Annotated in this window: 1 protein-coding gene (only partly in view); it reads right to left on the reverse strand. The window is 64.5% G+C overall.

Going from position 1 to position 16484, the window contains the following annotated elements; translation table 11 throughout:
* Window positions 1-16484: the 3' portion of an Ig-like domain-containing protein gene (locus AC0JZ4_RS08275; protein ID WP_471885904.1), read on the reverse strand. 11731 nt of this gene lie beyond the right edge of the window; 16484 of the gene's 28215 nt are visible here — the last part of the coding sequence; its start codon lies beyond the right edge, outside the window — the gene reads right to left on this strand; its stop codon occupies window positions 1-3.

Consider the following 16484-nt stretch of genomic DNA (forward strand, 5'->3'; position numbering starts at 1 on the left):
TCACGAGCGGTCGGGCAACTCGCTCCATTGTTCCAGCGCGTTTCCGAGCAGCGAGACGTCCTCGCTCGCCATCATGTCGGAGGCGGCCAGCAAATGATCGGAGAACATGCCGGGGCCAAGGTCGGTGCGGCGGTCGCTGACATGATCGAGGATCGCGCCGGTATGCAGGTCGATGCGGATCGTGTCGGAGATGACGCCATCCGACGAGGTGCCGTGGATGCGCAGGTCGATGAACTGCAGGCCGGCCGGCGGGCGACCGACGACGAGGCCCTGGCGGGTGGGTTTCAGCCAGTCCGGCAGCGGGCGGCCATCAGCGAGCGTGACGCCGAATGCGGCATTTTCCACGTCACCTTCCGACGACGGCATGATGTAGAGATAGTCCTTGTAGACCATCGTATCGATCTGGAACCAGGTGCTTTCGGCCCCTTCGCGTTCCAGATGGATGTTGGAGCCGCCCTTGAAGAAGCCGGCCGTCAGTTCGTCGATGATCCGGCCGCTTTCGACCCAGTCGCCGATCTGGCCGGCGGCATAGGTGACCGGCGCTTCGTCCGGCAGCGAGCCCATGCTGTTGAGCGAGCGGATCGAGTTGACGGCCGCGATGATCGGGCCCTGAACGCTGAGGTTCGTGGTGCCGTTCAGATCGTCCATCAGTGAGGAGATCGGCAGGGGCGATCCGACTGAGCTGCTATCGGAGACGGATGGAGGCTGCCAGGGATCGGTCGGAGCGTTGACGACCGGGGCCGGCGGATCGATTTCGAGCGGCGGGCGCGGCGGTTCCGGCGGCTGGGTGCCGCCTGCCGGTTCGACGGTGATGCTGACGGTGTAGGTGACCGTGTTGGCACCATCGCTGACGGTGAAGGTGAAGCTGTCGGCACCGCTGTAACCGGCGGCCGGGGTGTAGGTATAGGTGCCGTCCGGGTTGATCGCCACGGTGCCGTGGCGCGGGCCGGTGCCCAGACCATAGGTCAGCGGCTGGCCTTCGGGATCGATTGCCGGCGGCAGGGTGCCGCTGACCGAATTGCCTTCTCTCACGGAGACGGACGTATCGGAGGAGACCGGTGGATCGTTGACCGGATCGACGGTGATGGTGACTGTGTAGGTGGAGGTCGAGCGGCCGTCCGAGACCGTATAGGTGAAGGTGTCGGTGCCGTTGTAGTTGAGCGCCGGGATGTATGTGTAGGTGCCGTCCGGGTTGACGGTGACGGAGCCGTGCACCGGCGCTGCACCGAGGCCATAGGTCAGCGTGTCGCCATCCGCATCGGTTGCCACCGGCAGGCGGCCATTGAGGGCCGTGTCCTCGAAGGCGATGACATTGGCATCCGCACCCACCGGCGGCTGGTTGGCGGCGCCGACCGAGACGGTGACCGTGTAGGCCGAGATGCCGCCCTGGCCATCCGAGACCGTGTAGGTGAACGTGTCGGTGCCGGAGAAGCCGGCGGCCGGGATGTAGGTATAGGTGCCGTCCGGGTTGATCGTCACCGTGCCGTTGCCCGCCTGCGTTCCGAGGCCATAGGTGACCGGGCTGCCTTCCGGGTCGGTTGCCGGCGGCAGGGTGCCGCTGGCGCTTTCGCCCGCCGTCACCGAGATCGCCGTATCGGAGCCGATCGGCGCATCGTTGACCGGGGTGACGGAGACGGTGACCGTGTAGGTATTCACCGCGGTGCCGTCGCTCACCGTATAAGTGAATGTGTCGGTGCCGTTGAAATTGCGGTTCGGCGTGTAGGTATAGGTGCCGTCGGCATTGATGGTGACGGTGCCGCGGGTGGGGGCAGCCCCCAGCGCATAGGCGACCGGGCTTCCTTCGGGGTCTACGGCGACCGGCAGGCGATCGCTGATCGCCGTGTCTTCCGGCGTCGTGACCGTGACGTTTTCGCCGATCGGCGCATCGTTGACCGGCGTGACGGTGATCGTGATCGTGTAGGTGAGCGTCGTCGTGCCGTCCGAGACCGTGTAGTCGAAGCTGTCGGTGCCGGAGAAGTTTGCGGCCGGCACATAGCGATAGGTGCCGTTGGCATTGATGACGACGGTGCCGTTCTCAGCCTGGGCGCCCAGACCATAGGTCAGCGTGTCGTTGTCTGCATCGGTTGCGACAGGAAGCGTGCCGTTGAACGGCGTGTCCTCGATCACGGTTGCCGTGCCGTCGGCGCCGACCGGCGGATCTTCCACCGGATCGATGGTGATTGTGACCGTGTAGGTGACGGTCTCTTCGCCATCCGTCACTGTGTAGCTGAACGTGTCGGTGCCGTTGAAATTCGGGTTCGGCACGTAGCGGTAGCTGCCATCGGCATTGACCGTGGCGGTGCCGTGCTCTGCCTGGTCTTCGAGCGCGTAGATCAGCGCATCGCCGTCCGGGTCTGTCGCCTGCGGCAGCTGGCCGGTGGCGGTCTGGTCCTCGTCGATGGTGATGTCGAGGTCATCGCCGACCGGCGCGTCGTTGCTGTTGGCGACGATGATGGTGACTGTGTAGGTGCGGGTCGCGGTGCCATCGGTGACGGTGTAGGTGAAGGCGTCGCGGCCCGAGAAATTCGGGTTCGGGACGTATTCGTAGCTGCCGTCCGGGTTGAGCGTCAGCGTGCCGTTCGTCGTCGGGTTCTGGACTGCGAAGGTCAGGGTGTCGTTGTCGGCATCGGTGACTTCGAGCTGGCCTTCCAGCGTCTGGTCTTCGACGGCCGGCACCTCTTCGTCGCTGCCGACAGGGGCATCGTTGACTGCATTTATGGTGACGCTGACGGTATATTCGCTCGTCTCGCCGCGCTCGTCGGTGACGATGAAGGAGAAGCTGTCGGTGCCGTTGGCGTTTTCATTCGGCGTATAAGTATAGGTGCCGCCCTGGTTGATCACCACCGTGCCGCGTTGCGGCTGTGTGGTGCCGAGAGAATAGGTGACCTCCTCGCCTTCGGGGTCGGTTGCCGGCGGCAGGGTGCCGGTGGCTGCGACATCCTCTGTGACCGAGATGCTGGTGTTGGAACTGACCGGCGGATCGTTGATGTCGTTGACGTTGATCGTGACAGTGAAGATCGACGAGACGGCGCCATCGCTGACGACATAGGTGAAGCTATCGGTGCCGAAGAAGTTCGGGTTCGGCGTGTAGGTGTAAGTGCGGTCCTGGTTGAAGACGAGGGTGCCGTTGACCGGTTCGCGGCCGAGCGCATAGGTCAGCGGCAGGCCTTCCGGGTCGGTCGCCTCGGGCACGATGCCGTTGAGCACCGTGTCTTCATCGATCGTCTCGGTGGTGTTCTCGCTTTCCGGCGCTTCGTTCGGCGGGCCGATGGTGACGGTGACCGTATAGGTGTTGATCGGCGTACCGGAGCCGTCCCTGACCGTGTAGGTGAACGTGTCGGTGCCGGTTTCGTCGGGGTTGGGCGTGTAGGTGTAGGTGCCGTCGGCGTTGATCGCGACCGTTCCCTTGGTCGCCTGGGTGTCGAGGGCATAAGTGACGGCGTCGCCTTCCGGGTCGACCGCCTGCGGCAGGGTGCCATCGGTTTCGACGCCGTTTTCGACATAGAGCGTGCCATCCGCGCCGACCGGCGCATCGTTGACCGGCGTGACCGTGACGGTGATCGTGTAGGTGCTCGTGGCGGTGCCATCCGACACCGTGTAGGTGAAGCTGTCCGTGCCGTTGTAGTTGAGGGCCGGTGTGTAGGTGTAGGTGCCATCCTGCGGGTTGATGCTCACCGTACCGTGCTGGGCCTGGCTGCCGAGGCCGTAGGTCAGCGGGTCTCCATCGGGATCGGTTGCAGTCGGCAACTGACCATTGAGGATCGTGTCTTCCGGCGTGCTTGCCGCGTCGTCTTCGCCGACGGGCGCGTCGTTGACCGGGTTGACGGTGATGGTGACCGTATAGACTTGCGTGAACTCGCCATCGGTAACGGAGTAATCGAAGCTGTCGGTGCCGTCGTAATCCGGGTCCGGCGTATAGGTATAGGTGCCGTCGGCATTGACGATGACTGTGCCGTTGGCCGGGCCGCTCTCGAGTGCGTAGACGAGGTCATCGCTGTCGACATCGGTTGCGACCGGAAGGCGGCCGTCGAGCGCCGTGTCCTCGTTGGTCTCGACCTCGTCGTCACGGCCGACAGGGGCGTCGTTGACCGGATTGACGGTGACGCTGATCGTGTAGGTGCGCACCACCGTGCCATCCGAGACGGCATAGCTAAACGCGTCGGTTCCGTTGAAATTCTCGTTGGGCGTATAGGTATAGGTGCCGTCCGGGTTGATGGTGACGACGCCGTTTTCGGCCTGGCCGGCAAGGCTGTAGCGCAGCGGATCGCTATCCGGGTCGGAGGCGAGCGGCAGGGTGCCGGGATAGGGCGTATCCTCGGTGACGGTGATTGCGCCATCCGCGCCGGTCGGCGGGTCGTTCACCGCGTTGACGGTGATGTTGACCGTGTAGGTGACGGTCGCGGTACCATCGAAGACGGTGTAGGTGAAGCTGTCGGTGCCATTGAAATTGGCATTCGGCTGATAGGTGTAGCTGCCGTCCGGGCTGACGGTGGCAGTGCCGGATTCGGCCTGTTCGCCGAGGGCATAGACGAGGTCGTCATTGTCGGCATCGGTGGCTTCCGGCAGCTGGCCGGAGGCGGTCTGGTCCTCGTCGATCGTGACGTCGAGATCCTCGCCGACCGGCGGATCGTTGACCGCGCCGACGCTGACGGTGATTGTGTAAGTGCGCTGGATCGCGCCATCCGAAACCGTGTAGCGGAACGTATCCGTGCCGTTGAAATCGGGGTTCGGCGTGTAGGTATAGGTGCCGTCGAGGTTGATGGTGACGGTGCCGTTGGCCGCCTGGCTGGCGAGCGTATAGGCAAGCGGGTCGCCGTCCGGGTCGGTCGCGACCGGCAGGGTGCCGTTGAGCGGCGTGTCCTCGGTCGTGCTGGCCGTGCCATCCGCACCGACCGGGGCATCATTGATGGCATTGACGGTGATTGCGATCGTATAGGTGCGCGATGCCGTGCCGTCCGAGACCGTGTAGGTGAAGCTATCCGGGCCGTTGTAATTGGCGGCGGGGATATAGGTATAGGTGCCGTTCGGGTTGACCGTCAGCGTGCCATGGGCCGGATCGGTCGCCTTGGCATAGGTGAGCGGGTCGCCATCGACATCTGTGGCAACCGGCAGGGTGCCGTTGAGTGTCATGTCCTCGTTGACCGAAGCGGTGCCATTGCTGCCGGTCGGGGCGTCGTTGACGGCGCCGACGGTGACCGTGACGGTGTAGGTGGCGGTCGCAGAACCGTCGCTGACCGTATAGGTGAACGTGTCGGTGCCGTTGTAATTGACGGCCGGCGTGTAGGTGTAGACGCCTTCGGGCGTGATGCTGACCGTGCCGTGGGCTGGCAGCGTCGTGCCGAGGCTGTAGGTGACGGGCTGGCCTTCCGGGTCGGTTGCGCGTGGAAGGGTGCCGGTGGCCGGCACATCCTCGGTCACGGCGATGCTGGTGTTGGAGCCGATCGGTGCATCGTTGACCGGTGTGACGGTGATCGTCACCGTATAGGCGGTGGACGAGGCGACGCTATCGCTGACCGTGTAGGTGAAGGTGTCGGTACCGAAGAAATTCGGGTTCGGCACGTAGCGATAGGTGCCGTCGGCATTGACGGTGACTGAGCCGTTAGTGGCATTGCGGCCGATCGCGTAGCTGAGCGGATCGTTTTCGGCGTCGGTTGCGGGCGGCAGAATGCCGTCGAAAGGCGTGTCCTCGGTGGCTGTGACCGCATCATTGGCGCCGACCGGCGCATCGTTGACCGCTGCGACGCCGATCGTCACCGTATAGACCTGCGACGTGCCGGAGCCATCGGTCACCGTATAGGTGAATGAGTCCGGGCCGTTATAGTTGGCGGCTGGTCGGTAGATGTAGCTGCCATCGGCATTGAAGGTAAGCGTGCCGTTGGCCGGGCCGGTGCCGCGAACATAGGTGATCGGGTTGCCTTCGACATCGGTTGCCGGCGGAAGCTGGCCGTTGAACGGCGTGTCCTCGGTGACCGAGATCGAGGTATCGGAGGCGGTCGGGGCGTCATTGACCGGATTGACGGTGATGGTGACCGTGTAGGTGCTGGTCGCCGCGCCATCGCTCACCGTATAGGTGAATGTATCCGTGCCGAAGAAATTGGTGGCCGGAACATAGGAATAGGTGCCGTTGGCATTGACGGTGACGGTGCCGTTCAACGCACCGCGGCCGAGGCCGTAGTTGACCTGCTGGCCTTCCGGGTCTGTCGCCTGGGGCAGCATGCCGTTGACGATCGGCGTATCCTCGTTGGTCGTCACCGCCGCATCGGCGGCAACCGGCGGATCGTTCTGCGGGCCGACCGTGATTGCCACCGTATAGGTGTTGGCGCCGCCATTGCCGTCGCTCACCGTATAGGTGAACGTGTCGGGACCGCTGTAATCGAGGTTCGGCGTATAGGTGTAGGAGCCGTCGTCGTTGAAATCGATCGTGCCGTTCTCTGGGCCGGTTTCGAGCGCATAGGTGACGTCGTCGCCTTCCACATCGGTCGCGGGCGGCAGCTGGCCTTCATAGGGCTCGTCCTCGGTCACCGAAATCGCGGTGTCGGAGGCGACCGGCGCATCGTTGACCGGATCGATCAGGATGGTGACGGTGTAGGTGTTGGAGGCCGAGCCGTCGCTGACCGTATAGGTGAAGCTATCGGTGCCGTTGTAGTTGGCGGCTGGTCGATAGGTATAGGTGCCGTCGGCGTTGACGGTGAGCGTGCCGTGCTGCGGCTGGGTGGCGGCGCTGTAGGTGACCGGGTTGTTTTCGGCATCGCTGGCCGGCGGCAGCGTGCCGTTGACGATCGGCGTGTCTTCGTCGGTCTCGACCGTCACGTCCGCCGCGACCGGTGCGTCGTTGACCGGGTTTACGGTGATCGCGACGGTATAGGTGACGGACGCGGCGTTGCCGTCGGTGACGCGGAAGGTGAATGAGTCCGGGCCGTTGTAGTTGCCGTTCGGCACATAGCGATAGCTGCCGTCCTCGTTGACGACGATCGTGCCGTTCGTCGTGCCGGTGACGAGTTCGTAGGTGACGTCGTCACCTTCCGCATCGCTCGCGGCCGGAAGCTGGCCGTCAAAGGGTATGTCCTCGTTGAGCGAGATCGCCGCATTGGAGCTGATCGGCGCGTCGTTGACGGCCGTGACGTTGATCGCGATCGTGTAGGTGCTCGTCGCCGTGCCGTCCGAGACGGTGTAGGTGAAGCTATCCGTGCCGTTATAGTTGGCGGCCGGTGTGTAGGTGTAGCTGCCGTTCGGATTGACGGTCAGTGTGCCGTGCTGCGGCTGGCTGCCGATACCGTAGGTGAGCGGGGTTCCTTCCGGGTCGGTCGCGGCGGGCAACTGGCCGGGATAGGCGACGTCTTCCGTGACCGTGATTGCGCCATCAGAACCGATAGGGGCGTCGTTGACCGGCGAAACGTCGATGGTGACGGTCGCCGTCGTCGTGCCGCCCTGGCCATCGGATATGGTGACGGTGAACGTGTCGGTGCCGTTGAAATTGGTGCCGGGGGTGTAGACGTAAGCGCCCGAGGCGTCGATCGTGACGCGGCCATTGGCTGGCTGGGTGGTGACCGCATAGGCGAGCGGATCGCCATCGACGTCGGCGGCGGCGATCGTGCCGGCGACAGGGGTGTCTTCCGCCGTGGAGACGCGCTGGTCGGTGGCGACCGGGGCGTCGTTGACCGGGGCGATGAGGATCGCCGCCGTGCTTGTGGCGGTCAGCTGGCCGCCGGAGCCGGTATTGCCGCGGTCGTTGGTGGTCATCGTCAGGGTGACGGCGGCGCTGCTGTCGGCGATCGGGCGATAGATCGGCGCCGTCGGGCCGGCGAGCCAGGCGTTGATATTGTCGACGGTGCCGGAGAGCGTGATCGAGCCGGTACCGCTGCCCGAAACCGTGACATTGCCGCCGGAAAAGGCGATCAGCGAGCCGGCATTGACGCCGAGCGTGACGGTGATCGGTGCCGCACCTGCATCGACATCGGTGATCGAGATGCCGGTCAGCGGCAGGTCGGTGTCTTCCGTGCCGTTGTAGCTGCCCGGCAAGGTATTGACCGGCGCGTCGTTGATGGCGCGCACGGTGCCGGAGACGATCGCGTCGCGGCTGATCGCACCATCGGAAACCGTGTAGCTGAAGGACGGGTTGCCGTTGTAGTTCGCAGCCGCCGTGAAGGTGAGCGTGCCGTCGGCGTTGAGCGAGACGGTGCCGCCGGTGACGGTGACCGGATTTCCGGTCGAGATCGCTTGGCCGTTGATGGCGGTGACGGTGAGCGCGTCATTGTCCGGGTCGCTGTCGTTGGCGAGGACGTCGATCGTGGCGCTGCCGTCCTCGTCGATCGCGAATGTATCGTCGGCCGGGACCGGGGCATCGTTGACCGCACCGATAGTGATGGTGACGACGGCCGTATCGAAGCCGCCGTTTCCATCTGCCACCCGGTAGGTAAAGCTGTCGGTGCCGTTGAAGAAGGCGTCGGGCACGTAGGTGAAGGTGCCGTCGGCATTCAGCGTCAGCGTGCCGTTGTCCGGGCCGTTGACCAGCGAGACGGTGAGCGGGTCTTCATCCGTATCGGCGCCGTTACCGTTGTTTGCCAGAACATTGCCGGTGAGCGTATCGCCCTCGTCGATCGAGAACGTGTCGTTCTGCGCGTCGGGAACCGGGTTGGTGACGGTCCAGGTGAAGTCGCGCTCAACGGTGCCGCCATTGCCGTCGATGGCCGTCATGGTGACTGTGAAGGCACGGGTGCCGGTCGGGCCTGAGGCGGAGGCCAAGATCGTGCCGGTGATGCGGCCGGTCGCGGCATCGTAGGTGAGGCCGGTCGGCAGGCCGGTGATCGTGTAGGTCAGCGTGTCGCCATCGACATCGGCGAAGCCTGCGGCAAGGTCTATGTCGATCGCGGTGCCATCGATATCGGCGCGGGGCGGAAGTGTCGGTGCGGTCGGGGCATCGTTGACGCCGGTGACGGTAACCGTCAGCGTGGCCGTATCGGTGCCGCCATTGCCGTCGGAGATCGTGTAGGTGATCGTGGAGACACGGCTTTCACCGGCCTGCAGGTCCTGGAAGGCCGAGCCGGGATTGAAGGTGTAGGAACCGTCGGCGAGGATGGCGAAGGTGCCGCCGCCGGAGCCGGCAAGCGTTGCGCCGACGCCGGTCTGGCTGCCGCCCACGGCAACGACGGTCAGCGTGTCGCCATCCGCGTCGCTGTCGCTGCCGATGATGACATTGCCTTCGACCGGCGTGTTTTCGTCGGTCGTGGCGGTATCGTCTTCCGCGACGGGCAAGTCATTGATGGAGGTAACCTGGCCGGAAACCGTGGCGGTCGAGGTCGTGGTGCCGTCCGAGACGGTGTAGGTGAAGGTGAGCGGGCCGTTGAAATTCGGGGCCGCCGCGAAGGTCAGCGTGCCGTTGGCATTGAGGGAGATCGTGCCGCCGGTGACGGAGACGGTGCCGTTCACTGCAATCGCCTGGCCGTTGATCTGCGTAATCGTCAGCGGGTCGTTGTCGGCATCGCTGTCGTTGGCAAGCACGTCGATGGTGGTGCTGCCGTCCTCATCGACGGTAAAGCTGTCATTGCCGAGCGCGGGCGCATCGTTGACCGCGTCGACATCGACCGCGATCGTGTAGGTAACCGTCGCGGTGCCGTCCGAGACCGTATAGGTGAAGCTGTCGGAGCCTGCGTAATTCGGGTTCGGCGTGTAGGTGAAGGTGCCGTTCGGATTGACCACCACGCGGCCGTTCGTCGGCTGGCTGCCGGCCGCATAGGTGAGCGGCTGGCCTTCGGCATCGGTGGCGACGGGAAGAGTGCCGCTATAGGGCGTGTCCTCGGTGACCTCGATTGCGCCGTTCGCACCGATCGGGGCGTCGTTTGCACCGGTGACTGTGACCGTGAAGGTGGCTGTCGACGTGCCGCCCTGACCGTCCGAGATCGTGTAGGTGACCGACGTGACACGGGTCTGACCGGCGGCGAGGTTGTCGAAATCGGTGCCGGGATCGAAGTTGTAATTGCCTTCCTCATCTATGGTGAACGCGCCGCCCGCCGTGCCTGTCACAGCTGCGCCGACGCCGGCCGCATTGCCGTTGACGGCCGAGACGATGATCGTGTCGCCATCCGGGTCGGTGTCCTCGCCGGAGCCGTTGTCATCGAAGACGGACCCGTTTGCCTCGGCGTTCTCTCCCGTGGTGATCGCGTCGTTTTGGGCAACGGGGGCAGGATTGGAGACGGTGATGGTGAAGGTGCGGGTTATTTCGCCAACGCCATCGTCGACGGTGACGGTGATCGTGTAGACGCCGTTCGTGCCGCCCTGGCTGGCATCGCTTTGCAGCGTTCCGGTGATGGTGCCGTCTTCACCCATTTCGAGGCCGTCCGGCAGTCCGTCGGCGCTGTAGGTGAGGTCGTCGCCATCGGCATCGGTGAAGTATTGCGATATGTCGAGGGTGACGTCGGCGGCGTCGTCGAAGGCCTGGTCGGGGATTTCGCCTTCCGGGAGGTCCTCGACATTGGTAACCACGACATCGACGGTGAAGGTGACGGTCGTGCGGCCGTCGTTGACGGTGTAGGTGAACGTGTCGGTGCCGGCGAAATTGGCGGCCGGGATGAACGTGTAGCTGCCATCGGCGCCGATGGTGATCGTGCCGTTGGCCGGCTGGCTGGCGATCGCATAGGTCAGCGTGTCGCCATCGGCATCGGTGACCGGAAGGGTGCCGGTCGCCTGATCGTCTTCGTCGACGTCGATCGTGAAGTCGCCGCCCACGGGGGCGTCGTTCTGGCCGGTGACAGTGATGGTCAGCGTCGCGGTGGATGTGCCGCCGTTGCCGTCGGAGATCGTGTAGGTGACGCTTGTCGCGCGGGTTTCACCGACCTGCAGATCATCGAATTCCTCGCCCGGATCGAAATCGTAAGTGCCGTTCGCGCGGATGATGAAGGTGCCGCCATCGGAGCCGGCGACCGCCGTTCCGACGCCCGTGCCGCTGCCGCCGACGGCGGAAACGACGAGCGTGTTATTTTCGGCATCCGTATCGTTGCCGAGAACGCTTTGGCCGTTGGTGATGGCGGTGTTTTCGCCCGTCGTCGCCGTATCGTCAACGGCGACCGGCGGGTCGTTGACCGCGCCGACGCTGACGGAGGCGATGGCTTCAGCCGTCTCGTTGCCATCGTCGGTGACGGAGATGGTCAGCGTGCGGTTGCCGGCGGTCAGGTTGTCGCTGCGGTTTTCATACTGGATGGCGCGCAGCAGCGCACTGGTTGCCGCATCCGGCATCGGCACGGCGCTACCGGCGGAATTCTCGAAATGCAGGCTGTCTTCGCCGTCATACTCGAAGAAGAAGGTGGTGTTGCCGAAGGTGATCGTGCCGCTCGACGCCGTGCCGTAGATGATGTCGACCGCACCGTTCAGGTGGATGACTTCGCTGCCGTCATCGGCAAAGCCGCCAAGCGCGATATCGAGCGAGACGATGCCGCCCTCGACATCGGCGACGATCGCATCGGGCGAGACGATCAGGACAGGTGCATTGCCCTCGGTGAACGAGGCGGAGCTGTCATTGCCTCCTGCATTTCCGTTCAGGTCTATCGTCGGCGGATCGTTTTCGGCCGCGACGTTGATCGTCACTGTGGCATCGGCGAAGCCGCCGTTTCCATCGGCGATACGGTAGGTGAAGGTGACCGTGCCGTTGAAGTTTTCCGCCGGTGTGAAGGTGAGGTTGCCGTCCGCGTCGGCGAGCGTGATGGTCCCGCCTGCGACCTCGATTGGGACACCGATGGTGATATTCTGGCCGTCGATCTGGGTGATCGTCAGCGGGTCTTCATCCGGGTCGATATCGACGCCTGCATTGCCGCTTTCGGTGTTTGCACCCGTGATCGGGTTGAAGGTGACAGGCGTGTCTTCCGTCGTTGCGACCGTGTCGTTGGCGGCTTGCGGCGCCGGGTTGGTGACGGTGAGGTCGAAACTGGTTTCGGCGGTTTCGCCGCCGGCGTCACGGGCGGTGACGGTGATCGTGTAGGGGCTGTCGAGCGACGCGTTGGCGGCAAGCGTGCCGGTGATCAGGCCGGTCGCGGGATCGAAGGTGAGGCCGGACGGCAGGCCGTCGACCTCGATATCCAGCATGTCGCCATCGATATCGCTGAAATAGGGGCGCACATCGAGGCTGAAATCGGAACCGTCGACCTGGGTGCGATCCGGGATCGGGCTTGCTACCGGTGCATCGTTGACCGGATTGACGGTGACGGTGACGGTTGCCGTGTCCGTGCCGCCATTGCGGTCGCTGATCGTGTAGGTGAAGGATTCCGTGCCGTTGAAATTGAGGTTCGGGGTGAAGCGCAGCAATTCGCCGCCGTCTGCGCCGCGGATCAGCTCAACCGTGCCGTTCGGCGTCGTGACCGCCGGGCCACCGACGGCAAGGGCCACGCCTTCGACCAGGATGACGGTATCCGTATCGCCATCCGGGTCCCGGTCGTTGAAGAGGATGTCGATATCGACCGGCGTGTCCTCGTTGGTGGAAACGGCGTCGTTCTCGGCGTTCGGGGCGACGTTGAGGATCGTGTAGGTGAACTGTTCCGAGACGCTGAGGCCATCCGGATCGGTGGCGGTGACGGTGACGACATAGTCGCGGATGCCGGTGAGGCCCGAGGCGTCGGCGTCTATATCGCCGGAAATCACGCCGGTTACAGGATCGATCTCAAGACCCGGCGGCAGGCCGTCCGCGGTATAGGTCAGCGGTTCGCCTTCGGGGTCGGCGAAATTGCCCGAGAGGTCGAGGCTGATCGTGTCGCCGTCATTGCGCTCCATGCTGGGGATCGGCGAGGAGATCGGCGGATCGTTTTCCGCGTCGACCGAGACGGTGATGATGCCGGTGCTGAAACCGCCCTGACCATCGCTGATGCGGTAGACGATCGTGTCGGTGCCGTTGTAGTCGGGATTGGGCGTGTAGGTGAGCACGTTGCCGTTGACGGTAACCGTGCCATTGCCGGCGACGGGTTGGAAGCCCGGGCGGTTGTCGATGGTGAGCGTGTCGCCGTCCGGGTCGGTATCGGCGCCGGTCAGGCCGCTGGTCGTGCCGAGGCCCGTGATCGGATTGAAGCTGACGGGCGTATCTTCCGCTGTCTCGACCGTGTCGTTGACGGCGATCGGCGCCGGATTGGTGACGGTGAAGGTAAATGTCTGCGAGACCGTGCCCTGGTGGCCGTCATTGGCGGTGACTGTCACCGTGTAGACGCCACCATTGCCGCCCTGGCTGGCATTGTTGGCGATCGTGCCGGTGACGCTGCCGTCTGCAGGGTTATATACCAGCCCGTTCGGCAGGCCGGTGATCGTGTAGGTCAGCGTGTCGTTGGCATCGCCGTCCTGGAAGAAGGTGCCCAGATGCAGCGGGTTGCTGGTGAGCGACTGACCGTCGGCGCGGGTATAGTTCGGGATCGTGTCGGCGGTCGGGTCCTCGTTGACGCCGGTGACGGTGACGATGACGGTGGCCGTGTCGAAGCCGCCCTGGCCGTCACTGATACGATAGGTGACGGAGGTGGTGCGTGCCGGATCGCCTTCCGACATGTCGTCGAAATCGCCGCCGGGATCGAATGTGTAGGTGCCGTCGTCATTGATGACGAAGGTGCCGCCGTTGGAGCCTGCTACCGGCTGGCCGACATTGCCGGCCACGCCTTCGACCGCCACGACGGTCAGGCCGTCCTCGTCGGCGTCATTGTCCAGCACATTGCCGCCATCGGTCTCTTCGGCATCGGCATCGACGAAGAGGCTGTCGTCGAGCGCCTTGGGCGGCAGGTTGACGATGGTCCAGGTTATGGTGCGCTGGGTGCTGCCGCCATTGCCGTCGGTGGCGGTCACAGTCACCGTGTAGACGAAGAAGCCGTCCTGGTTTTGCGGATTGCCGCCGGTCGATGCATCGGGTTCAATCGTGCCGGTGATGCGGCCGTCCGACGAAATCTCAAGGCCAGGCGGCAGGTTGTCGGCCGTGAATGTCAGCGTGTCGCCATCGATATCGTCGAAATAGTCGGCGACGCCGAAATTGATGTCCGGCTGGTTGTCGCTGTCGATGAGATCGGGGAACGGATCGGAGGTCGGATCGTCGTTGACCGAGGTGACGGTGACGCGGACGGTGGCGGTGGAGACGCCGCCATTGCCGTCGGAGATGGTGTAGACGATCGTGTCGACGCCGTTGAAATTGGCGGTCGGTACATAGGTGAGCGTGCCGTTCGCGTTGCGCGTGACGGTGCCGTTGCCGGCGCTGGCGGCCGTGATCACCAGGGGGTCGCCGTCAGGATCGGTGTCTGCGCCAGCCGGTCCGCTGGTCGTGCCTGCCCCGGTGACCGGGTTGAACGTGACCGAGCCGTCCTCGGCAACCGTCACCGTGTCGTTGTTGGCGGTCGGGCCGGGATTTGTGACGGTCAGATCGAATGACTGGGTTGCTGTCTCGCCGGAGCCGTCGGTGGCGGTGATGATGACCGTGTAGAGGCCGTTGTTGCCACCCTGGCTCGCCTGGTTGTTGATGTTGCCGTAGATCAGGCCGGTGGCGGTGTCGAACTGCAGGCCGGCCGGCAGGCCGCTGATGGAGTAGGTCAGCGTGTCGCCATCCGGGTCTGCGAAGAAGTCGGCGACATCGTAGGTGAAGGACTGGCCGTCGGCGCGGACGCGATCCGGGATCGGCTGGGTCGGCGTTGGTGCATCGTTGTCGGGGGTGACGGTGACGGTGACCGTTGCTGTGGCAAAGCCGCCATTGCCATCGGAAATCGAGTAGGTGAAGCTTTCCTGGCCGTTGTAATCGGCATCCGGCGTGAAGCGGAGCACCGGATCGCCGTCTGCATTTTCGACCAGACGGACAGAGCCGTGGGTCGTCTCGACCGCCGCGCCATTGAGCGTCAGGACCTGGTTGTTGACGCGGATGACTTCGGCGGCATCGCCATCGGGATCGCTGTCATTGGCGAGGATGTCGATATCGACGGGCGTATCCTCAAGCGTCGTCACCGCGTCGTCCAGGGCCACCGGCGGGATGTTGAGGACGGTGTAATCGAACTCGACGGTCGTCGTGCCGCCGCTCGGATCGGTGGCGATGACGCGGACGGTATAGACCGTCGTTCCGGTCGGGCCGGAGGCGTCTGGCGTAATCCGGCCGCTGATCAGCGAGCCGTCTTCGGCGAGCGTCAGGCCGGGCGGCAGCGGGAAGTCGGGATCGATCGCATAGGTCAGCGCGCCGCCTTCGGGATCGGAGAAGAAGGCGGAGAGATCGAGGCTGTCGGTATCGCCGTCGTTGCGGGTGCGGTCGGCGATCGGGCTGCCGACCGGGTCGTCGTTGACCGGGGTGATGGTGACGGTGACGGTTGCGGTCGCCGTGCCGCCATTGCCGTCGGAGATCGTGTAGCTGATCGTGTCGGTGCCGTTATAATCGGCATCCGGCTGGTAGTAGAGCTGGCCATTGGCGAGGATGGTCACGGTACCATGCGCGGCAGTGGCAGAGACGACGGACAGTGGATCGCCGTCCGGGTCGCTGTCATTGGTCAGAACGGTGATGGTGACGGCCGTGTCTTCCGCGGTCGTTGCCGTATCGTTGACGGCGATCGGAGCCGGGTTTGAGACGGTGAGCGCAAAGGTCTGCTGCGTCGTGCCGCCATTGCCATCCGAAACGGTGACCGTCACCGTGTAGACGCCGTTGTTGCCGCCCTGACTGGCATTCGGGGCGAGCGTGCCGGTGATCACGCCGGCAGCGCTGATCGACAAGCCTGCGGGCAGGCCGGTCTGCGAGTAGGTCAGCGTGTCGCCATCGGCATCGGAGAAGGCGCCGGAGACATCGAAATTGACGTTTGAGCCATCATTGGCGGCGCGGTCCGGCAGGGGCGTGCCGACCGGCGTATCGTTGACCGCGCTGACGGCAACGGTGACGGTATATTCGTTGCGGCCGCCATTCGGATCGGTGACGACGAAGCTGAAACTGTCGGTGCCGTTGTAATTCGCGTTCGGCGTGTAGGTATAAGTGCCGTTGGCGTTGATCGTCACCGAACCGTGGGCGGGCGTCGTCGTGCCGGCGGCAAAGGTGATCGGGTCGTTGTCGACATCGGTGGCGGTCAGCGTGCCGGTAAGGGGGGTGTCCTCGCTGGTCGACACGCTGATGTTGGAGGAGACCGGCGCATCGTTGACCGGGGTGACCGTGCCGTTGACCGTGGCATTGGCCGAGGCGGTGCCATCCGAGACGGTGTAGGTGAAGGAGACGTTGCCGTTGAAATTGGCGTTCGGGGTGAAGCTGAGGCGGCCATCGGCATCGAGGCGGACGGAGCCGCCGGTGATGGCGACGGACTGGCCGGTCGCAATCGCCGTGCCGTTGATGGCGGTGACGGTCAGCGCGTCGCCGTCGGCATCCGTATCGTTGGCGCGGACATCGAAGGTTACGCCCGTGTCTTCCGGCGTGGTGAAAGTATCGTTGGTGGCGACCGGCACGTCGTTGACGGGGGTGACGGTGCCGCTGACCGTGGCTGTCGCCGTGCCGCCGTTGCCGTCGGAAATCGTGTAGGTGAAGCTCG

This window comes from [Rhizobium] kunmingense (assembly GCF_977018605.1).